The sequence below is a fragment of the Alcaligenes sp. WGS1538 genome (assembly GCF_043187505.1).
Taxonomy (GTDB): Bacteria; Pseudomonadota; Gammaproteobacteria; order Burkholderiales; family Burkholderiaceae_B; genus Alcaligenes.
Genome location: NZ_CP171109.1, coordinates 3,463,799 through 3,481,909, shown reverse-complemented (window position 1 = coordinate 3,481,909; position 18,111 = coordinate 3,463,799). Strand labels below are relative to the sequence as shown.

Here is an 18,111-nt window from a genome sequence, read left to right as displayed (position 1 = left end):
TGGTTTTGCAGATGAACATATGGATTCGAATCGCCATCGGCTTCCCCTATCTGCTGTTTCGCTTGTCGAGTATTCCCTATCCCACGCTGGTGCTGGGGGTCAGCCCCGGCGGCATCGCGGAGATGGCCATCACCGCCAAGGTGCTGCAGCTCGGAGCGCCCATGGTCACCTCCTTCCAGGTGGCGCGCATGGTCTTCGTGCTGGTGCTGACCGGCCCCCTGTATCAAAGCGCGGCGCGGCTGTTGCGCGTATCCTGAGCGCGCGGCGTCGTCAGTCGCGCCGGCCCTTTTGCAAAGCCCAGTCCGCGGACTGGGCTTTTTCGTCGAGGGCATGGAACTTGCTGGTCTGGCAGTCGTTTCCGGGCCTATCGGCCGGCGTGTCTGTACTGGCTAAGCGGCATCTGGCAGGCATGGACGCGGCGCGGGCCGTCAAAGAGAACCAGGCCCCTGGTTTTGGGGTTTTGCACATGAATATATGGATTCGGGTCTGCATCGGCGTTTTCATAGCGCTGCTCGGCGCTCTGGGCGCGGGCCGGCTCCATATACCCATGCCCTGGATGCTGGGGGCGCTGGTCCTGACCGCCGTCGCCAAGATGGCGGGCAGCCCCGGCGTCTGTCTGCCGACGTTGCGCAATGCAGGTCAGTGGGTCATCGGCGCCTCGCTGGGACTGTATTTCACGCCGGCCATGGTGCGACTGATCGCCGGCAATGCGCCTTTCATCATGATGGGAATGCTGTTCGCTCTGGTGCTGTGCTGCCTGGGCACCTTCATGCTGACCCGCTTCGCAGGCCTGGATTTGCGCACGGCCTGGTTTTCCAGCGCGGTGGGGGGAGCCAGCGAGATGACCGGTCTGGCCGAACGCTATGGCGCGCGGCCCGACATGGTGGCCTCGGCGCAAGGCCTGCGCGTGCTGATGGTGGTGTTGATCATTCCTTTTGTCTTCGAGGCTCTGGGGGTTTCGGGCGAGCAGGCCGGCGCGTTGGTCAGGCCGGACTTCCTGTATCTGCCCGGCCTGGCGCTGCTGATGCTGCTCGGCGGCGCCGCAGGCTGGCTGTTCCAGGTGTTGAGCCTCCCCAATCCCTGGGTGCTGGGGCCTTTGCTGGTCGTGGCCTTGCTGACCGGCAACGATGTGGTGCTGTCGGGCCTGCCGGTGGAGATGACCAATCTGGGCCAGCTATGCATAGGCTGGTCGCTGGGCGACAAGTTCGGCTCGGACTTCTTGCGCCGGGCGCCGCGCTACCTGGGCGTGGTCGCGGCGGCCAACGTGCTGAACCTGGGTCTGGCCTTCGGCTTCGCCTACCTGCTGTTCCGTCTCTCGGACATTCCCTATCCCACGCTGGCCCTGGGCGTCAGCCCCGGCGGTATCGCGGCGATGGCCATCACCGCCAAGGTCCTGCAGCTCGGTGCGCCCATGGTCACGTCCTTCCAGGTGGCGCGCATGGTCTTCGTGCTGGTGTTGAGCGGCCCCTTGTATCAAGGCCTGGCGCGGCTGTTGCATGCGGATTGAGCGCAAGGCGCCGGCCGGCGCGCCGGTCCCTCGGAAAGTCCGGCCCCCGGGCCGGGCTCTGTCATCCAGGGCATGGAACTTGCTGGTGTGGCAGCCGTGCGCACCATGACCGCTATTTCAACCAGCAGGGAGAGAGTCTATGAGTTTATTGAACAATGTATGGGACCAGCCCGGCACGCCGCTGGACAGGCAGAAATTCACCTGGCGGGACATGGTGGGCCAACCCATCAGCAAGCTGGACGACGACGCCTTCACGCGGATCCGCATCATTTTGCTGAATGGGCTGGAGCTGGACGCGTTGCGCCTGAAGCACATCGCCTCGCGTTTCAACCGGGACCTGCGCTTGCCGCTGGCTCGCCTGCGGCGGGTGGAACAGCATCAGGCCACCCTGGTGAACTGGCTGCTGTCGGCCGACCATTCGCCCCTGGAGACCACGATCGCCTATGAGCAGGTGGCCATCGAGGTCACCGCCGCCGTCGCCAAGGCCGAGCTCGATCCTTACCAGGCGCAGACCTACCGCTTCGGCCTGTTGGAGGACTTCGACCACTTGTACCGCTACAGCGCCATGCTGGACAGGCTGGAGGGCAAGGACGCCAACAACATCATCCAGGGGTATACCGACATCGTGCCGGGAAGGCCCACTGCGGACGAGCACCGTCATCCCGACGACGACGTGCGTCAGCCTTATGATCGCGCGCAGGCTCATATCCTGACCAAGGTGCACGCCACGCTGATTACGGCGTCCGAGTATCAGACCCATGATTACTACATGAACATCGGTCCCTTGTTCGCCGATCCGGTGGCGCGCCAGCTTTATGCCGAGATCGCCTCCATCGAGGAGCAGCACGTCACGCAGTACGGCTCCTTGCAGGACCCGGAGGAGTCCTGGCTGGAGAAGATCCTGATCCACGAGGCCACCGAGGTCCACACCTACTACAGTTGCGTGGAATCCGAGACCAATCCGCGCATCAAGGCCATCTGGGAGCGTTTCCTGGATTATGAGCTGGGCCATCTGACGGAAGTGTGCGAGCTGTTCAAAAAGCATGAACGCCGCGATCCGGCCGAGGTGCTGGGTACGGCCATGCCCGCGCCTCTGGGTCTCAAGCCGCAGCGGGAATTCATCCGCGGCGTGCTCGAGGCCGAAGTGGACCTGCGCGCCAAGGGGACGAACTACGTGCCCCTGGAGCAGGAAAGCCCCCAGTCCCTGCGCCAGCGTGCCATTCTGAACGCCGACGGCTCGCCGACCAACACGGTGTCGGCCGGATATCAATGGGCGCCGGGTACGCAGTTGAACCATCGCATTCAGATCGATACGACAAGGAGCTGACATGGAAAACCAGACCAAGGTAGGGATGAATCGCACCGGCATCCAGATGGCGCCGGTCATGGGGCCCGATCAGATCGAGTATGCTCGGACCTGGCCCGCCCAGCCTCTGGAGGGCGATGAAGACGCCATCGCCGCCCTGCGGGGCGACTACATCCGTCACGCCGAACGCGTGGGCGCGGTGCCCATGCCCGTGACCGGCAGGGGAATCGCCACCACCGCGGTGGGAGAGCTGATGGGCCGCCGCCCCGCCGTCCTGTTCGACAAGCTGGGCGAGCGGGCGGCCTACGAGCGCAGCGGCGTACGGCTCTACCAGGCCATGATAGGCAAGGTGAAGGCGTGCGAGTATGCCGAGAAGACGGCCCTGCTGGCCGACCTGCACTACATCATGAACGAGGAGCTGCATCATTACCAGCTGGTGGTCAGGGCGATCAAGGAGCTGGGCGGCGACCCTACCGCGCAGACTCCGTCGGCCGACGTGAGCGCCGTGGCGTCCATGGGCATCATCCAGGTGCTGACCGATCCGCGCACCACGCTGGCGCACGGGCTGCAGGTTCTTCTGACGGCGGAGATGACGGACAAGGCCTGCTGGGAGCTGCTGGTCGAACTGGTGCGCGAAGCGGGCCAGGAAGATATGGCGGCTTTGTTCCAGGACGCGCTGGAGATCGAGCGCGAGCACGAGATCCGGGTCAAGCGCTGGCTGCAGGTGCTGCTGAGCGACGAAGGCGCGTAAGCGGGCGACTGCGAAAACGGAACAGCCCAGCTCGACGGCTGGGCTGTTCGGGCTGATTCCGGGCAAGTCTAGTCGATCTTGCCGTGCTTGCCCATGTCGGCGGGACGCTCGCCCATGATGGCGGCCTTGACCATCTTGGCCATCTGGGTCAGCTTTCCTTCTTCCACATTCCAGTATTCGGCGGAATGGATCTGCACGCAGACCAGGGTCAGGTCGGGATCCTCGATGCCTTTGGGAAACCAGGCCTCGGTCATGGTATTCCAGAAGCGTTCCTTGTGGTCCATGTCGTCGACCAGGCTGGCCCTGCCGGCCACGGAAACGTAGGTGTCGTGCCTGCTGTCCGCATAGCTGACATTGACGCGCGGGTCGGCCAGCAGCTCTGCCACGGGCTCGCTCGAGCGCGACATGAAGAACCAGAGCTTGTCGTCGTCGTCCGGCCGCTCCACCTTTGCCTTCTGGGTCGTCATGGGCCGGGCATGCAGGACATCGCCGGCGCCGTGAGTGGTGAACATCGCGAAACGGATGTCCTTGATGAGGTCCTGCAGGCGTTTAAAAGAAGCTTCCACTTGTCCGTTCATAACGTCTCCTTGGAGAGGTTGAAAAAAGTCGGACGCCTATTTTTCAATGACGCCGCACGCGATCCGGCCGGCGCCTCCGCCAAGCGGTTCGGGATGGTCGGAATGGTTGTCGCCGCCTTCGTGGATCATCAGGGCGCGGCCGCGGATCTGATCCAGCGACTTCAGGCGCGGAGCCAGCACGGGCGTTGTCGCCGTCCCATCCGCGCCGACGTACAGCGCCGGCAGGTCGCCCAGGTGGCCATCGCCCCAGGGAAAGCCATGCTTGCCCGTCTTTTCGGGATCCAGGTGACCTCCCGCCGCCCCGGCCGGCGTCACTTTGCCTTCTTTTTCGGCAGGATCGCAGTCGGGTTTTTCATGGACGTGGAACCCATGTATTCCGGGTTTCAGCCCCTCGAGCTCCGGCGTGAAGACCAGGCCGTAGTTCGTCTGGCTGACGGACACCTGCCCAATCTTGTCCGCAGATCCATCCTTGGTGGCCAAGGCCATGGGAATCGTGATGTCGTCGGCCAGGGCCGGCGCCGCCAGCCCCAGGCTTGCGGCCGCGCCAGCCGCGACGAATGCGTGTCGAACATAGACTGAAAAAAGACGCATGATTCTGGCTCCTCTTGAAAGGCAAACAGATATCAGGCCAGCCTAGCATCGATCGCAGCCGCACATTTAAGTAGACGTTTCTCTTTGTCAGCAAAGCCCGAATCGGGGGCGGCCTTACTCCAGAGTCTGAGGCGGGGCCGTTGCGTTAAAACGCGAACTTCGTTCTTCCAGGAGATCGGCATGGCCAGTAGCAATGTGTCGAGAGGCGGATGATCGAAGCCCTCGCCAGCCAGTTTTCCCGTCGCCAGGAGTACACGAGGAGCATCTGGCGGCAGTGCTTTCAGATCGTCCACCAGTGCTGCTCGCTGCTTTTTCGACATGCGGCCGCGCAAGACAAAGGATGCTGGTTTCAAGTTGTCGAGTTCGACTCATGGCATTGAGGTGCTCCGTGCGTTCGTTCAGAACCAACACCTTCCGATCCTGCATGCGCGCATCGCGGATTTCGGCTGAGATGGCTGCTGTGTACCGGAGAACCCGCACCAACTGGCGCAGCCACTTTGGCCAAATGGGGTTGTACCTGAGTTGGCCCTGAAGACGCCACAAAAACTTGAAAAAGCGCTTCTCTTGTAGTAATGTACCTACATGTCATTTTGGTGCAGGAGACATCGCCATGACCATCACGACCCTATCGAGCAGAGAGCTGAATCAAGACGTGACCCGTGCTAAGAAAGCAAGCAAAAGCGGCCCCGTGTTCATCACGGATCGCGGTAAACCGGCGCATGTGCTTTTGAGTTTCGAGGAGTACCAACGGCTGACCAAGCAGCGACGTAACATCGCAGATGCGCTGGCAATGCCAGATGCAGCGGACATTGATTTTGAGCCGCCGCGTGCAGACCTTAGGATCCAACCGGCTGATTTCTCATGATGTATGTGCTCGATACCAATGTGGTGTCCGAATTACGCAAGGTGCGACTTGGCAAAGCGGATGTGAACGTTGCCGCTTGGACGGAAAGTGTCGATGCAGCAGACCTCTTCGTGTCAGCCATCACCATCATGGAGCTGGAGCTTGGCATTCTGTCCATCGAACGCAAGGATCCAATCCAAGGTGCCATGTTGCGTTCTTGGCTAGAGCAACATGTCTTGCCGGAGTTCTCCAGCCGCACGTTGCCGGTTGACACAGCCGTAGCGCAACGCTGCGCCCGATTGCACGTGCCTGACAAGCGAGGTGAGCGCGACGCGCTGATTGCGGCAACGGCGCTCGTTCATGGCATGACGGTCGTTACGCGCAATGTGCCGGATTTCAAAAATACCGGCGTGACCATTATTAACCCCTGGGTATGAGCGCATTGCGCCAGGCGGTCCGAGAGAACGACCGCATGCTGGTCTTAGCCCAGTGCGGCTGTTTATGGGGTAGAGCCAAAGTCAGCCCGAGCCGATCAAGCTGACAACAAAAAGCCCAGCGGTTAAGCTGGGCTCTTTGAAGCGATTCTGGTGGCCTGGGGCGGAATCGAACCACCGACACAAGGATTTTCAATCCTCTGCTCTACCGACTGAGCTACCAGGCCATGTGCTGCTCGGTAAAAACGAAACTATAACACAGGTTTTGAAGTGTGCGTGCGAAACAACAAAAAATTTTGCGCTTTCCTTGTTTCGCTTCCTGGAGAAGGTCGATCGTGACGTCAAACCGGTCCTTTCGCAGGAGGGCAGATTATAATCATAAAAAACGGCGTCGCGGAGCATTTTTGTCAAAAAGCATCCCGGCGGCGTAAAATCAGGTGCATCGCACGCGGCTTGCCCAGGCAGGGCCGCCTGTTTCGGTCTTTTCAGGGCCTCGGCCCCTATCGCTCATGTCAGTAGATGTCCTCACCTTCGGTCTGAATCACGTGTCCGCGCCGGTCTCCGTGCGCGAGCGCGTGGCGTTCCCGATCGACGTGTTGAAGCCGGCGCTGGACACCTTGCGTTCCACGTTCGGCAACGGCGTGCGCGAAGCGGCCATCCTGTCCACCTGCAACCGCACGGAAATCTATTGCGCAGCCGAGCCGCATGTGGCTGAACGCCTGCCTGAATGGATAGCGGACTTCAACAGCCTGCGTTCCACCGAACTGACTCCGCACCTGTACCGTTACAACCAGAACGAAGCCGTGCGCCACGCCTTTCGCGTGGCCAGCGGCCTGGACTCCATGGTGCTGGGCGAGCCCCAGATCCTGGGCCAGATGAAGGACGCCGTGCGCGCCGCCAACGAGGCCGGTTCGCTGGGCACCTTGCTGCACCAATTGTTTCAGCGCACCTTCTCCGTCGCCAAGGAGGTCCGCACGCAGACCGCCATCGGCGCGCATTCGGTGTCCATGGCGGCCGCCGCCGTGCGCCTGGCCGAACGCGTCTTCGGCGACCTGTCCCAGGCCAAGGTGCTGTTCATCGGCGCCGGCGAGATGATCGAGCTGTGCGCCACCCACTTCGCGGCGGTCAACCCCTGTAGCATCGTGGTGGCCAACCGCACGCAGGAGCGTGCGGAAACCCTGGCTTCGCGCTTCCTGGCCACCACCATGAAGCTGGCCGACATCCCCGACCGCCTGGCCGAGTTCGACGTGGTCGTCTCCTGTACGGCCAGCACCCTGCCCATTCTGGGCCTGGGCATGGTCGAGCGCGCCGTGCGTTCACGCCGCCACCGTCCCGTGGTCATGGTCGACCTGGCCGTGCCGCGCGACATCGAAACCGAGGTCGGCCGCCTGGACGACGTCTATCTGTACACGGTCGACGACCTGGGCCGCCTGGTCCAGCGCGGCACCGACGCCCGCCGTGCCGCGGTGGTGCAGGCCGAAGCCATCATCGACACCCAGGTGCAGCAGTACATGCACTGGCTGCGCAACCGGGCCATCGTGCCCACCATCCTGGATGTCCAGCAGTCGGCCGAGCAGGTCCGCCAGCACGAGCTCGACCGCGCCCGCCGCATGCTGGCCCGCGGCGACGATCCCGCCGACGTGCTGGAATGGCTGGCCCACGGCCTGACTCAGAAGTACCTGCACGGCCCCATGGCCGAACTGACCCGCAGCGAAGGCGCCGAGCGCGAGCAGCTGCTGGGCCTGTTGCCTCGCCTGCTGCCTTCCACCACGCGTCGGCGTTAGCGTTTCTGGCGGCTTGTTTCACCGACTTCCTGCGGTGCAGCCAGATGTGTAGCGTCGCCCTGCGCCCAGGCCTTCTGATTTCCCTTTAGGCTTTTCCCCTATGAAAGACTCTATGCGCAGCCGGCTGGAGCAACTGGCCCGCCGTCTCATCGAAGTGGATGCCATGCTGGCCGAGCCCGAGATCGCCGGCAACATGGACGAATTTCGCAAACTGTCGCGTGAGCGTGCCGAACTGGAACCCGTGGTGACCGCGTTTTCCGCCTATGAATCGGCCGAGCAGGACCTGCAGGCCGCCCAGGACATGATGTCCGATCCCGAACTGAAGGAAATGGGCGAGGAAGAATTCAAGCTGGGCAAGGAACGCATCCAGCAACTGGAAGACGAACTGCAGATCCTGCTGCTGCCGCGCGACCCGGACGACACCCGCAACGTGTTCATCGAGATCCGCGCCGGCGCCGGCGGCGACGAAAGCGCGCTGTTCTCGGGCGATCTGCTGCGCATGTACATGCGCTACGCGGAGAACTGCGGGTGGCGCACCGAGATCATGTCGGCCAGCGAGGCCGACCTGGGCGGCTACAAGGAAGTGGTGGTGCGCATCGAGGGCCAGGACGTCTACGGACGCCTGAAATTCGAGTCCGGCGCCCATCGCGTGCAGCGCGTGCCGGAAACCGAGGCGCAAGGCCGCATCCACACGTCCACCTGCACCGTGGCCGTGCTGCCCGAGGCCGAAGGCCTGAGCGAGATCGTCATCAACCCGGCCGACCTGCGCGTGGACACCTTCCGTGCCAGCGGCGCGGGCGGCCAGCACGTCAACAAGACCGACTCGGCCGTGCGCCTGACCCACCTGCCCACCGGGCTGGTGGTGGAATGCCAGGACGACCGCTCCCAGCATCGCAACCGCGAGAAAGCCATGCAGGTGCTGGCGGCCCGCCTGAAAGACAAGCAGCAGCGCGAGCAAGCCGACAAGGAGGCCGCCCAGCGCAAGAGCCTGGTGGGCACGGGCGACCGTTCCGAGCGCATCCGCACCTACAACTTCCCGCAGGGCCGCATGACGGATCACCGTATCAACCTGACGCTGTACAAGCTGGGATACATCATGGACGGCGATCTGGACGAACTGATCAAGGCCCTGTTGTCCGAGCACCAGGCCGAGCAACTGGCCGCGCTGGCGGAGGCATGAGCCTGACTCTGCGCGCCTTGCAGGCGGACAGCGCCTTGCCGCGCCTGGAGCGGGACATGCTCTGGATGCAGGTGCTGGGCGTTTCCCGTTCCTGGCTGATCGCCCACGACACGGACGAACTGCCGCAGGACAAGGTCCAGGCCTATCGCCGCCTGGAAGCGCGTCGCCTGGCGGGCGAGCCCATGGCCTACATCGTCGGCGTGCGCGAGTTCATGGGCCATGAATTCCTGGTCTGCCCGGACGTGCTGATTCCCCGTCCCGATACGGAAACCCTGGTGGAACAGGCGCTGGAGCGCCTGCGGGACGTCACAGCGCCGCGCATCCTGGACCTGGGCTGCGGCAGCGGCGCCATCGCCGTCTCGCTGGCCCTGGCCCGGCCGGATGCGCAGGTGGTGGCCACGGACATCAGCGCCCCGGCGCTGGAACAGGCCCGCCTAAACGCCCAGCGGCTGTGCGGGAAAGTCGAGTTTTGTCTGGGGAGTTGGTACGATGCCGTGTCGGGTCTGCCGCCCTTTGACCTGATCGTGTCCAATCCGCCGTACATCGCGGCGGACGATGCGCACCTGGACCAGGGCGACGTGCGCTTCGAGCCGCGCCATGCCCTGACGGACGGGGCTGACGGCTTGACGGATTTGCGTACAATAGTTCAAGGGGCCGGGTTGCATTTGCGCCCGGGGGGCAGTCTTCTCATGGAACACGGCTGGGATCAGGCCGACCATGTGCAGAATATGCTGCGTCACGCCGGATTCACCCAGATCGCCAGCCATGCCGATCTGGCCGGGATACGGCGGGTCACAGGCGGTCAACGTTAATTCTTTTCTTACGAGAACATCATGAGTGAAGTTCAAGATTTCATCCGCGAAACGGTCACGGAAAACCCTGTCGTCCTGTTCATGAAGGGCACCGCCCAGGCTCCCCAGTGCGGCTTCTCCGCCCGCACCGTGCAGATCCTGCGCGCCGTCGGCCTGAGCCAGGTGGTCATCGTCAATGTGCTGGACGACGCGGAAGTGCGCCAGGGCATCAAGGATTACTCCAACTGGCCCACGATTCCCCAGCTGTACATCAAGGGCGAATTCGTCGGCGGTTCGGACATCGTGTCCGAAATGTACGAGAACGGCGAACTGGAAGCCATGCTGCGCGAGGCCGGGGCCCTGGAGTGAGCGCCAGGCGACGCCTTGTCGTCGGCATGACCGGGGCCACGGGGGCCGTCTACACCGTGCGCCTGCTCCAGGTGCTGAAGACCTGTCCGGATGTCGAGACCCATCTGGTGATCTCGCCTTCCGGGGTGCTGAACATCAAGTACGAGCTGGACATAGGCCGGCACGACATCCAGGCCCTGGCCGACCAGGTCCATAATTTCCGGGACGTGGGCGCGACGCTGGCCAGCGGCAGCTTTCCCACGGCCGGCATGGTCATCGTGCCCTGTTCCATGCGGACCCTGGCGGCGGTGGCCCACGGGCTTTCGGACAATCTCATCACCCGCGCGGCGGACGTCACCCTGAAGGAGCGCCGCCGCCTGGTCATGATGGTGCGCGAGACGCCGTTCAATCTGGCGCACCTGCGCAACATGACGGCGGTCACGGAAATGGGCGGCATCATCTTCCCGCCCATGCCGGCCTTCTACCTGCGCCCCAAGAGCATAGACGACATCGTCGACCACACAGTGATGCGGGTGCTGGAGCTGTTCGACATCCAGGTGCCCGGCGAACGCTGGGACGGCTCGCAGAAGCCGGCCTGAAACAAAAAAACCTGGCCTTGCAGCCAGGTTTTTTTGTCTGCCGATCGGCCTATTGACCTGATCGACGCTTGCTGACGAAGATCATCTTCTGCTCGCCCGCGGCGGCCGGCTGGGCCGGGGTGAAGGCGTCCCTGCGGGCGTCCTCCTCGTCGGCCAGGACGGCAGGGCCCAGGCCCGCGGGCAGGTGGTCGTCGAAGTAATCCTGGTCGAAGCCCGTATCGCCGTCCGGATCGGCCTGGCCGGTCACCTTCAGATCGGTGAAGTTGTACAGCTGCGAGTCCATCAGGTGCGAGGGAATGACGCGCGTCAGCGCGCCAAAGACGTTCCAGGAGCGGTGCGGGAATTTCTTGTCCCATTCCGCGATCATGCGGTTGATCTCCTGGCGCTTCAGGTTTTCCTGCGAGCCGCACAGATTGCAGGGAATGATGGGAAACTGCTTGAGCTTGGCGTAGGCGATCAGGTCTTTTTCGGGCACGTAGGCCAGCGGGCGGATCACGATGTGCTCGCCGTTGTCCGACATCAGCTTCGGAGGCATGCCTTTCATGCGCCCGCCGTAGAACAGGTTCAGGAAGAAGGTGGCCAGGATATCGTCGCGGTGGTGGCCCAGGGCGATCTTGGTGGCGCCCAGCTCCTTGGCGACGCGGTACAGGATGCCGCGGCGCAGGCGCGAACAGAGCGAACACATGGTCTTGCCTTCGGGGATGACGCGCGTCACCACCGAATACGTGTCCTGGGTCTCGATGTGATAGGGCACGCCGAGTTTTTCCAGGTAGTCGGGCAGGATGTGGTCCGGGAAGCCGGGCTGTTTCTGATCCAGGTTGACGGCCACGATGTCGAATTTGATGGGCGCGCGCTTCTGCATGGTCATGAGCACGTCCAGCAGGCCGTAGGAGTCCTTGCCGCCGGACAGGCAGACCATGACTTTGTCGCCGTCCTCGATCATGTTGAAGTCCCCGATGGCGCGGCCCACTTCGCGCATGATGCGCTTGCTGAGCTTGTTGTCATCGACGCGCTGCTTGCGTTCGGCCTTGGTGGCGAAGGCGAGGGCGTCGGTCTCGGGAGCGGGAAGGGTGCTGGTGTCTTGGGACATAGGAAAAGCGATAGGAGTGTCATTCGCCCCGTCCCGCCGGCGGGCGGGGCGTACGCGCGCAATCAGCGGCTGCGTTCGATTTCAATGCCGACGGCGTCGCAGTCGGGGAAGGCCTGGGGCTTGCTGACCCGGATTTTAACGCGTTCTATGGCCGGAAATTCGTTCTGTATGCGGTCGGCCAGTTGTTCGACCAGGGTTTCCAGCAGATTGGTGTGATGCAAGGTGCTGACTTCGATCAGCGTCTGGCGCAATTGCCGGTAGTCCAGCACGCTGTCTATGTCGGCGTCGTCCACGGTACGGGTGATGGCGGCGTCGAATTCGGCGTCGATGTGCAGGGGCTGGCGGTGAGCCAGTTCGTGGTCCAGGATGCCGATGGAGGCGTCCACGACCAGGTTCTTGATGAAAATGCGGCGGGTGGGCATGAAAGGCAGGAAGCGGGAAGGGCGGCCGGGGAGACGGCCGCCGGGGTTGATCATCAGGCCGGCAGGCGGGCCAGGACGCATTCGTCCTGGGCGGGGCGGGCCAGCTGCAACGTGAAGCAGCGCAGCTCGTCACGGCGGAAGACGTGGATCTGCACGGTCTGGCCGGCTTCATAGGCGCCCAGCAGCCGCTCCAGGCCGGCGCTGTCGCTGATGCGCAGGCCGTCCAGCGCCACCAGCGTGTCGCCGGCCGACAGGCCGGCCTGGTGGGCTGCGCCGTCCGTGAATACCGTGGCCAGCTGGCACTGACCGCCGTTCTGGCGCAGGCGCGCCTGCAGGCTGGGCAGTTTCGAGGCGGCTTTCCAGTCCAGCTGCACGCCTTGTTTGGCCAGCCATGGCTTCAGGGGCAGGTCCTCGCGGCCGTCCACGTAGCGGGCGATGAAATCCGTCGCGTCAAAGCCCGTGGCCTCCAGGATCAGGGCGGGCATGGCGTCTTCCGGCATGCCTTGCGGCTTGCCTTGATAGAAATCGCGGCCATAGCGCTCCCACATCAGCCGCATGACGTCGTCCAGGCTTTTTTCCTGGCCGCTGTGGGCGCGTATGCACAGGTCCAGCCCCAGGGCGATCAAGGCGCCCTTGGTGTAGTAGCTGACCAGGGCGTTGGGGGAGTTCTCGTCCTGCTTGTAATAGCGCGTCCAGGCATCGAAGGAGCTCTCCGCCGCCGACTGCTTGAAGCGGCCGGGGCTGCGCTGCACGGCGCTGATGTTCTTGGCCAGCAGGCCCAGGTATTCGGGCTCCGAGACCACGCCCGAGCGCAGCAGCATCAGGTCGTCGTAGTAAGAGGTGAAGCCTTCGAACACCCACAGCAGGCGGGTGTGGTTCTCGCGGCTCAGGTCGTAGGGCGCGAAGGCGGCCGGCTTGATGCGCTTGACGTTCCAGGTGTGGAAGTACTCGTGGCTGACCAGTCCCAGGAAGGTCTGGTAGCCGGCGCTCTTGACAGCCTTGTCCTGGCCCTGGGCGGGCAGGTCGCGGCGCGAGGCCATCAGGGCGGTGGAGGCCCGGTGCTCCAGTCCGCCGTAGCCGTCGTCGGTCACCATGGTCATGAAGACGTAGCGCGAGCTGCTGTCCAGGAAGGGCGCGCGCCGGGTTTCGGGCTCGAAGAAGGCGATCTGCGCGGCGCAGATCTGCTCGACGTCGCGGGCGATGCGGGCCAGGTCCAGGTTGGGCAGCACGCCGGTGAAGACCAGTTCGTGTTCGGCGCCGTGGGCAAAGAAGCTGATGACCTGCGGCGTGCCCATTTCAACGGGATGGTCTATCAGTTCGTCGTAGTCGCGGGCGCGGTACAGGCCGAAGCCATGGCGCGCGGCCGCGCCGGGATGGCCCTGGGCTTCGGGCAGGCTGGTGTAGACGTTCCAGTGGGCGATCTGCTCGTTCTCGACCAGCTCCAGCAGGCAGGGGCGGTCGGTCCGGCCTTCCACGGCCAGCAGCGTGCCGGCGCCGTTGAAGAAGGCATGGGTCTCGTCGATGTGCGCGCCGCGCACCGACAGGTCCCAGGCATAGACCTGGTACTGGATGTGCAGCGGCCCCTGGCAGGGCGCGCATTGCCAGCGGTGATTGTCCAGCTTGCGCACGGGTACGGGCGTACCCTGGCTGGAGGCGGCGATGCTTTCGATCTGGCGCGAAAAGTCGCGGATCAGGTAGCTGCCGGGAATCCAGGCGGGCAGGCTCAGGATCTGGCCTTCGGGGTTGGGGGAAGTGATCTGTATCTGGACAGTCAGGCGATGGCCGGATAGATCTTCCGGCAGGGCGCGGTAAAGTACGGGTGTAGGTTCCATTGCCTTATTCTATTTAATTTTGTTGGGAGTCAGCATGAACGAACCCTTGGTCAAAGCAGAGGTGCATGGTCGTGTTGCTTTATTGACATTAAACCGGCCCAAAGCCCTGAACGCGCTCAGCAACGAAGTCATCGCCGAACTGTATGCATTGGTGCAGAAGTTCGAGGCCGACGACGGGATAGGCTGCCTGGTGCTGACCGGCAACGAAAAAGCCTTCGCCGCCGGCGCCGACATCGGCGCCATGAAGGACTGGAACTACCATGATGTGTCTTCCCAGGACTACCTGGGCGGCCACTGGCAGGAGCTGCGCCGCATCCGCAAGCCCATCATCGCCGCCGTGGCCGGCTATGCGCTGGGCGGCGGCTGCGAGCTGGCCATGCTGTGCGACTTCATCATCGCCGCCGACACGGCCCGCTTCGGCCAGCCGGAGATCAAGCTGGGCGTCATCCCGGGCTTCGGCGGCACGCAGCGCCTGCCGCGCGCGGTGGGCAAGGCCAAGGCCATGGACCTGGTGCTGACGGCGCGCATGATGAATGCTGACGAGGCCGAGCGCGCCGGGCTGGTCTCGCGCGTGGTGCCGGCCGACAAGCTGATGGACGAAGCGCTGGAGGCGGCCACGGTGATCGCGAGCATGTCGCTGCCTTCCGTGCTGATGGCCAAGGAGTGCGTGAACCGGGCGTTCGAGTCTTCGCTGGAGGAAGGCCTGCTGTTCGAGCGGCGCAACTTCCATGTCCTGTTCGCCACCGAGGACCAGAAGGAGGGCATGCGCGCCTTCGTGGAGAAGCGCAAGCCGGAATTCAAGCATCGCTAAACTGTTTAAAAGTCAATGAAAACATAGGGGTTGTTGTAAAGTTGCTGCGGTGCAACGTTACAAAATTTCCCGACCCCTTGTTCTCCTTGATTCTTCGTCTTCGAAATCCTGCGGCCAAGCTGAAACAAGCCTGACTCAATTTGCTTGCAACAAAAAAAAGACGCTATACTTTATGGGTTTGACGCCAGCGGCTTTTTAAGGGGCCGATAATTTTGCGCGGATGGGATGGGGCGGCCTTTTGGGCCTGTAGTTGTAGCACATCCATCCTCACAACTTTATCCGAGTTTTTCCTACTATGAATCAGCCGGTCGATCAGCAGACGGGCACCGGGGACACGGTGCAGGCAGCAGGGAAAGCCTCTTCCTTTCCAGAACCCGTGGTTCTCACACCGGAGCAGCGCGCCCGCATGGCGCGCCGGGCGGGCAAAGGAATCGTGCGCACCCTGATGGCCCAGGCCTTCATGGCCTTGTTGGCGATCGGTCTGTCCGCATGGGTTTCCGGCGCGAATGCAGCAGCCTCGGCACTGATTGGTGCGGCTGCTTATTTTGTGCCCAACGCTTTGTTCGCGCTGCGTCTCCTGCTGGGCTTGATGGGCGGCGGCAACGCCGGCGCGCTTTCCTTCTTCTGGGGGGAGGCCTTCAAGCTGGGCTTCGCAGTACTGACATTGGCGCTGGCCGCCTGGGCGAATACGGGCTGGCTGGTCTGGCCGGCCCTGCTGTTCGGCCTGCTGTGTGTCTTGAAGGGCTATGTGCTGCTGCTGGTTTTCCGCAAGCTGCCATAACGGATTTTTGTTTCACGGGCTTGTCCCTTAACGTATACATCACAGGGTAAATACAGATGGCTGCTGCTAGTGATATTTCGCCTCAGTCAGGGTACATCCAACACCATTTGGTTCACTTGAATAACCTGGGTGAAAAACAGGATGTTCTGGCCAACTTCGGTGTCATCAACTACGACTCCATGTTCTGGTCCCTGCTGATGGGCCTGGTCGTGGTCTTCTTCATGTGGCGCGCAGCCGTCCGCTGCACCGCCGGCGTACCCGGCCGCCTGCAGTCCTTCGTCGAAATCCTGGTCGATTGGGTCGAAGACCAGGCCAAGTCCATCGTGCACAATGCGGAATCGCGCAAGTTCGTCTCGCCGCTGGCCCTGACGGTGTTCCTCTGGATCGTCATGATGAACGTCCTGGATCTGGTCCCCGTCGACCTGCTGGCCTGGATCTTCCATTCGACCGGCCTGGGCACCGAGCACGGCGATCCGCTCTATTACCACCGTATTCTGCCGACCGCCGACCTGAACGTGCCCATGGGCATGTCCCTGGGCGTGCTGCTGCTGATGTTCTACTACGGCATCAAGATCAAGCACCCCGGCGGCTTCGTCAAGGAACTGTTCACTGCACCATTCACTGCCAGCGGCATCATGGCCGTCGTGCTTGCCCCCTTCAATTTCCTGCTGAACTGCATCGAGTACGCAGCCAAGTCGGTTTCCCTGGGCATGCGGCTGTTCGGCAATATGTTTGCCGGTGAGTTGGTCTTCATGCTGATCGCTCTGCTGGGCGGTGCATGGACTGGGTTTAATGGCGCCAGCCTCGGACTGGGCATCGGCCACGTTCTGGCCGGCTCTGTATGGGCGATCTTCCACATCATGATCGTTCTGCTGCAGGCATTCATTTTCATGATGCTTACCCTCGTCTACATCGGGCAAGCTCACGAAGGCCATTAATCAGTTTCCGGCCGGGCAATGGGGTCTGGCCGGGATGCAAGTTCGCTTGCTCACGCTTTTTTGATTTTTTGATTTACACCTGATTTTTAACCAAGGAGTTGTCATGACCAACGTCGCTCTCGTTGCTCTTGCTTGCGGTATCATCATCGGCCTGGGCGCTTTCGGCGCTTGCATTGGTATCGCCCTGATGGGTGGTAAATATCTGGAAGCATCGGCTCGTCAGCCTGAACTGATGAACGCCCTGCAGACCAAGATGTTCCTGCTGGCCGGTCTGATCGATGCTGCCTTCCTGATCGGTGTCGGTATCGCCATGCTGTTTGCATTCGCCAACCCATTCGTCGGGTAACAAGGCGGGTCCGCTGCGCTTCCGCATGCGGACAGGCAGTCGTTGGCGGTGCAGCGCTCGTTCGTGAACATGCACCGCTTCCGACTTGAACATACAGGTGTCGGGACGCAATCCAGCATCCGGCACAAGTGGTATTGAAGGGATACGACCGTGAACTTAAACGCGACTCTCTTTTTCCAGATGATCGTGTTTTTCGTTTTGGCCTGGTTTACGATGAAATTCGTATGGCCGCCATTGACGAAAGCAATCGATGATCGTCGTCAGAAAATCGCCGACGGCCTGGCCGCTGCCGACAAAGGCAAGGCAGACCTGGCCCAGGCTCAAGCGCGTATCAGCCTGATGGAAGCATCGGCCAAATCCGAAAATCATCAACGGATTGTCGACGCCGAAAAACAGGCGACTGCCCTGCTGGAGCAGGCCCGTCGTGAAGCTGAAGCCGAAAAGGCCCGCATCATCGCCCAGGCTCAGCAAGACGCCGCCCAGGAAGTGCAACGCGTGCGCGAAGGTCTGCGTGGCGAAGTCGCCGCCCTGGCCGTGAAAGGCGCCGAGCAGATCCTGCGCCGCGAAGTTGACGCAAAAGCGCACGCTGAGCTGCTTGAGCAGCTCAAGGCTGAACTTTAAAATCAAGGCAGGCCATGGCTGAACTATCGACTATTGCCAGACCTTACGCCGAGGCCCTGTTCGCCGCTGTGCGCGACGACAGTCTGGGCCTCGAATCGTGGTCGGCCCTGTTGTCCGAAATGGCTCAGGTGGCCGGTCTTCACGATGTGCGCGAGGCACTGAACGATCCGCGCCTGAACAATGGGCAGCGTCTCGAACTTTTTACAGGCCTGATCAAGTCCCAGGTCCCCGAAAAGGCTCGCAACTTTCTCGAACTGCTAGTGGACAATCAGCGCATCTTGCTGCTGCCCCAGATTGCAGAGCAGTTCGATCTATTGAAACACCAACTCGAAGGCACGGCTCAGGCGCAGATCACCAGCGCTTTCCCGCTCAGCGACGCTCAGGTCGGCGAGCTGGTCGCCGGCCTCGAAAAGAAGTTTGGCCTGAAGCTTAAGCCGACAGTGACCGTCGACGCTGATCTGATTGGCGGTATTCGGGTGGTCGTTGGTGACCAGGTGCTCGACACTTCCGTGCAGGCCCGGCTGGCCAGCATGCGCGATACGCTGACCGCATAAGCG

At 62.5% G+C, this 18,111-nt stretch carries 23 protein-coding genes and 1 tRNA gene; 17 read left to right on the top strand and 7 right to left on the bottom strand.

The window, feature by feature from the left end; genetic code table 11:
• Window positions 1-11: 11 nt before the first annotated feature.
• The 4 genes from ACF3ND_RS16230 to ACF3ND_RS16215 all read left to right on the top strand — a co-directional run bounded on the left by ACF3ND_RS16230 (window position 12) and on the right by ACF3ND_RS16215 (window position 3,564).
• On the top strand, window positions 12-257 hold the full coding sequence (locus ACF3ND_RS16230; protein ID WP_394062287.1) for an AbrB family transcriptional regulator: 246 nt from the start codon (window positions 12-14) through the stop codon (window positions 255-257).
• 209 nt (window positions 258-466) lie between these two features.
• Entirely contained in the window at window positions 467-1,507 is a 1,041-nt protein-coding gene (locus ACF3ND_RS16225; RefSeq protein ID WP_394062285.1) for an AbrB family transcriptional regulator, read from the top strand.
• Between the two features lie 139 nt (window positions 1,508-1,646).
• Window positions 1,647-2,834 (top strand): hypothetical protein, encoded by a 1,188-nt coding sequence (locus ACF3ND_RS16220; protein ID WP_394062283.1) that lies wholly within the window; start codon window positions 1,647-1,649, stop codon window positions 2,832-2,834.
• A 1-nt stretch (window position 2,835) separates the two neighbouring features.
• Complete coding sequence (locus ACF3ND_RS16215) at window positions 2,836-3,564, top strand: ferritin Dps family protein (protein ID WP_394062281.1); 729 nt, start codon at window positions 2,836-2,838, stop codon at window positions 3,562-3,564.
• 68 nt (window positions 3,565-3,632) lie between these two features.
• On the opposite strand, the gene ACF3ND_RS16210 is transcribed toward ACF3ND_RS16215, so the two are convergent.
• Genes ACF3ND_RS16210 through ACF3ND_RS16200 form a run of 3 tightly spaced genes read right to left on the bottom strand, consistent with a single transcriptional unit; the run spans window position 3,633 to window position 5,086 of the window.
• Complete coding sequence (locus ACF3ND_RS16210) at window positions 3,633-4,142, bottom strand: pyridoxamine 5'-phosphate oxidase family protein (RefSeq protein ID WP_394062279.1); 510 nt, start codon at window positions 4,140-4,142, stop codon at window positions 3,633-3,635.
• A 36-nt stretch (window positions 4,143-4,178) separates the two neighbouring features.
• A complete protein-coding gene (gene sodC / locus ACF3ND_RS16205) occupies window positions 4,179-4,733 on the bottom strand; it encodes a superoxide dismutase [Cu-Zn] SodC (RefSeq protein WP_394062277.1) in 555 nt (184 codons plus the stop codon).
• Window positions 4,734-4,765: 32 nt separating this feature from the next.
• Window positions 4,766-5,086 (bottom strand): hypothetical protein, encoded by a 321-nt coding sequence (locus ACF3ND_RS16200; RefSeq protein WP_394065879.1) that lies wholly within the window; start codon window positions 5,084-5,086, stop codon window positions 4,766-4,768.
• A 257-nt stretch (window positions 5,087-5,343) separates the two neighbouring features.
• Between ACF3ND_RS16200 and ACF3ND_RS16195 the strand changes: the two genes are divergently transcribed.
• Together ACF3ND_RS16195 and ACF3ND_RS16190 are read left to right on the top strand one after the other, a co-directional pair.
• Complete coding sequence (locus tag ACF3ND_RS16195) at window positions 5,344-5,598, top strand: type II toxin-antitoxin system Phd/YefM family antitoxin (protein ID WP_394062275.1); 255 nt, start codon at window positions 5,344-5,346, stop codon at window positions 5,596-5,598.
• Window positions 5,595-6,014, top strand: coding sequence for a type II toxin-antitoxin system VapC family toxin (locus tag ACF3ND_RS16190; RefSeq protein ID WP_394062274.1), 420 nt, complete (start codon window positions 5,595-5,597; stop codon window positions 6,012-6,014). Before ACF3ND_RS16195 ends, ACF3ND_RS16190 begins: the two co-directional genes overlap by 4 nt.
• A gap of 148 nt (window positions 6,015-6,162) precedes the next feature.
• On the opposite strand, the gene ACF3ND_RS16185 is transcribed toward ACF3ND_RS16190, so the two are convergent.
• Window positions 6,163-6,238, bottom strand: a tRNA-Phe gene (locus tag ACF3ND_RS16185).
• Window positions 6,239-6,520: 282 nt separating this feature from the next.
• Between ACF3ND_RS16185 and hemA the strand changes: the two genes are divergently transcribed.
• The 5 genes from hemA (at window position 6,521) to ACF3ND_RS16160 (ending at window position 10,713) form a co-directional block, all read left to right on the top strand.
• Window positions 6,521-7,795 (top strand): glutamyl-tRNA reductase, encoded by a 1,275-nt coding sequence (gene hemA, locus ACF3ND_RS16180; protein ID WP_394062272.1) that lies wholly within the window; start codon window positions 6,521-6,523, stop codon window positions 7,793-7,795.
• Between the two features lie 100 nt (window positions 7,796-7,895).
• Window positions 7,896-8,975, top strand: coding sequence for a peptide chain release factor 1 (gene prfA, locus ACF3ND_RS16175; protein WP_394062270.1), 1,080 nt, complete (start codon window positions 7,896-7,898; stop codon window positions 8,973-8,975).
• Window positions 8,972-9,787, top strand: coding sequence for a peptide chain release factor N(5)-glutamine methyltransferase (prmC, locus tag ACF3ND_RS16170; protein WP_394062268.1), 816 nt, complete (start codon window positions 8,972-8,974; stop codon window positions 9,785-9,787). Before prfA ends, prmC begins: the two co-directional genes overlap by 4 nt.
• A 21-nt stretch (window positions 9,788-9,808) precedes the next feature.
• On the top strand, window positions 9,809-10,135 hold the full coding sequence (gene grxD, locus ACF3ND_RS16165) for a Grx4 family monothiol glutaredoxin (RefSeq protein ID WP_394062266.1): 327 nt from the start codon (window positions 9,809-9,811) through the stop codon (window positions 10,133-10,135).
• The gene (locus tag ACF3ND_RS16160) at window positions 10,132-10,713 is read left to right on the top strand and encodes a UbiX family flavin prenyltransferase (protein WP_394062264.1); all 582 of its coding nucleotides are present in this window, start codon (window positions 10,132-10,134) and stop codon (window positions 10,711-10,713) included. The genes grxD and ACF3ND_RS16160 overlap by 4 nt, the downstream gene beginning before the upstream one ends.
• 49 nt (window positions 10,714-10,762) lie before the next feature.
• Here the strand turns inward: ACF3ND_RS16160 and ttcA are convergent, their stop codons facing one another.
• From ttcA to ACF3ND_RS16145, 3 genes are all read right to left on the bottom strand, one after another.
• Window positions 10,763-11,803: a tRNA 2-thiocytidine(32) synthetase TtcA gene (gene ttcA / locus ACF3ND_RS16155; RefSeq protein WP_394062261.1), complete on the bottom strand. Its 1,041-nt coding sequence runs from the start codon at window positions 11,801-11,803 to the stop codon at window positions 10,763-10,765.
• Between the two features lie 62 nt (window positions 11,804-11,865).
• A complete protein-coding gene (folB, locus tag ACF3ND_RS16150; protein ID WP_394065856.1) occupies window positions 11,866-12,225 on the bottom strand; it encodes a dihydroneopterin aldolase in 360 nt (119 codons plus the stop codon).
• Window positions 12,226-12,278: 53 nt separating this feature from the next.
• Window positions 12,279-14,057 (bottom strand): M61 family metallopeptidase, encoded by a 1,779-nt coding sequence (locus tag ACF3ND_RS16145; protein ID WP_394062259.1) that lies wholly within the window; start codon window positions 14,055-14,057, stop codon window positions 12,279-12,281.
• Window positions 14,058-14,091: 34 nt separating this feature from the next.
• Here ACF3ND_RS16145 and ACF3ND_RS16140 point away from each other — a divergent pair, with 34 nt between their 5' ends.
• The 6 genes from ACF3ND_RS16140 to ACF3ND_RS16115 all read left to right on the top strand — a co-directional run bounded on the left by ACF3ND_RS16140 (window position 14,092) and on the right by ACF3ND_RS16115 (window position 18,108).
• Complete coding sequence (locus tag ACF3ND_RS16140) at window positions 14,092-14,868, top strand: enoyl-CoA hydratase (RefSeq protein WP_394062257.1); 777 nt, start codon at window positions 14,092-14,094, stop codon at window positions 14,866-14,868.
• A gap of 295 nt (window positions 14,869-15,163) precedes the next feature.
• Window positions 15,164-15,649 (top strand): hypothetical protein, encoded by a 486-nt coding sequence (locus ACF3ND_RS16135; RefSeq protein WP_394062255.1) that lies wholly within the window; start codon window positions 15,164-15,166, stop codon window positions 15,647-15,649.
• Window positions 15,650-15,705: 56 nt separating this feature from the next.
• Window positions 15,706-16,587, top strand: coding sequence for a F0F1 ATP synthase subunit A (gene atpB / locus ACF3ND_RS16130; protein WP_394062253.1), 882 nt, complete (start codon window positions 15,706-15,708; stop codon window positions 16,585-16,587).
• Window positions 16,588-16,690: 103 nt separating this feature from the next.
• Window positions 16,691-16,933: a F0F1 ATP synthase subunit C gene (atpE, locus tag ACF3ND_RS16125; RefSeq protein WP_009464117.1), complete on the top strand. Its 243-nt coding sequence runs from the start codon at window positions 16,691-16,693 to the stop codon at window positions 16,931-16,933.
• 150 nt (window positions 16,934-17,083) lie between these two features.
• Entirely contained in the window at window positions 17,084-17,554 is a 471-nt protein-coding gene (locus tag ACF3ND_RS16120) for a F0F1 ATP synthase subunit B (protein ID WP_394062249.1), read from the top strand.
• Window positions 17,555-17,568: 14 nt separating this feature from the next.
• A complete protein-coding gene (locus tag ACF3ND_RS16115; protein ID WP_394062247.1) occupies window positions 17,569-18,108 on the top strand; it encodes a F0F1 ATP synthase subunit delta in 540 nt (179 codons plus the stop codon).
• Window positions 18,109-18,111 lie beyond the last annotated feature (3 nt).

What these genes read in the sequence shown, in the direction of transcription:
- ACF3ND_RS16230 (WP_394062287.1), top strand. Translation starts at nt 12, where the DNA reads ATGAACATATGGATTCGAATCGCCATCGGCTTCCCCTATCTGCTGTTT.
- ACF3ND_RS16225 (WP_394062285.1), top strand. Translation starts at nt 467, where the DNA reads ATGAATATATGGATTCGGGTCTGCATCGGCGTTTTCATAGCGCTGCTC.
- ACF3ND_RS16220 (WP_394062283.1), top strand. Translation starts at nt 1,647, where the DNA reads ATGAGTTTATTGAACAATGTATGGGACCAGCCCGGCACGCCGCTGGAC.
- ACF3ND_RS16215 (WP_394062281.1), top strand. Translation starts at nt 2,836, where the DNA reads ATGGAAAACCAGACCAAGGTAGGGATGAATCGCACCGGCATCCAGATG.
- ACF3ND_RS16210 (WP_394062279.1), bottom strand. Translation starts at nt 4,142, where the DNA reads ATGAACGGACAAGTGGAAGCTTCTTTTAAACGCCTGCAGGACCTCATC.
- sodC (WP_394062277.1), bottom strand. Translation starts at nt 4,733, where the DNA reads ATGCGTCTTTTTTCAGTCTATGTTCGACACGCATTCGTCGCGGCTGGC.
- ACF3ND_RS16195 (WP_394062275.1), top strand. Translation starts at nt 5,344, where the DNA reads ATGACCATCACGACCCTATCGAGCAGAGAGCTGAATCAAGACGTGACC.
- ACF3ND_RS16190 (WP_394062274.1), top strand. Translation starts at nt 5,595, where the DNA reads ATGATGTATGTGCTCGATACCAATGTGGTGTCCGAATTACGCAAGGTG.
- hemA (WP_394062272.1), top strand. Translation starts at nt 6,521, where the DNA reads ATGTCAGTAGATGTCCTCACCTTCGGTCTGAATCACGTGTCCGCGCCG.
- prfA (WP_394062270.1), top strand. Translation starts at nt 7,896, where the DNA reads ATGAAAGACTCTATGCGCAGCCGGCTGGAGCAACTGGCCCGCCGTCTC.
- prmC (WP_394062268.1), top strand. Translation starts at nt 8,972, where the DNA reads ATGAGCCTGACTCTGCGCGCCTTGCAGGCGGACAGCGCCTTGCCGCGC.
- grxD (WP_394062266.1), top strand. Translation starts at nt 9,809, where the DNA reads ATGAGTGAAGTTCAAGATTTCATCCGCGAAACGGTCACGGAAAACCCT.
- ttcA (WP_394062261.1), bottom strand. Translation starts at nt 11,803, where the DNA reads ATGTCCCAAGACACCAGCACCCTTCCCGCTCCCGAGACCGACGCCCTC.
- folB (WP_394065856.1), bottom strand. Translation starts at nt 12,225, where the DNA reads ATGCCCACCCGCCGCATTTTCATCAAGAACCTGGTCGTGGACGCCTCC.
- ACF3ND_RS16145 (WP_394062259.1), bottom strand. Translation starts at nt 14,057, where the DNA reads ATGGAACCTACACCCGTACTTTACCGCGCCCTGCCGGAAGATCTATCC.
- ACF3ND_RS16140 (WP_394062257.1), top strand. Translation starts at nt 14,092, where the DNA reads ATGAACGAACCCTTGGTCAAAGCAGAGGTGCATGGTCGTGTTGCTTTA.
- ACF3ND_RS16135 (WP_394062255.1), top strand. Translation starts at nt 15,164, where the DNA reads ATGAATCAGCCGGTCGATCAGCAGACGGGCACCGGGGACACGGTGCAG.
- atpB (WP_394062253.1), top strand. Translation starts at nt 15,706, where the DNA reads ATGGCTGCTGCTAGTGATATTTCGCCTCAGTCAGGGTACATCCAACAC.
- atpE (WP_009464117.1), top strand. Translation starts at nt 16,691, where the DNA reads ATGACCAACGTCGCTCTCGTTGCTCTTGCTTGCGGTATCATCATCGGC.
- ACF3ND_RS16115 (WP_394062247.1), top strand. Translation starts at nt 17,569, where the DNA reads ATGGCTGAACTATCGACTATTGCCAGACCTTACGCCGAGGCCCTGTTC.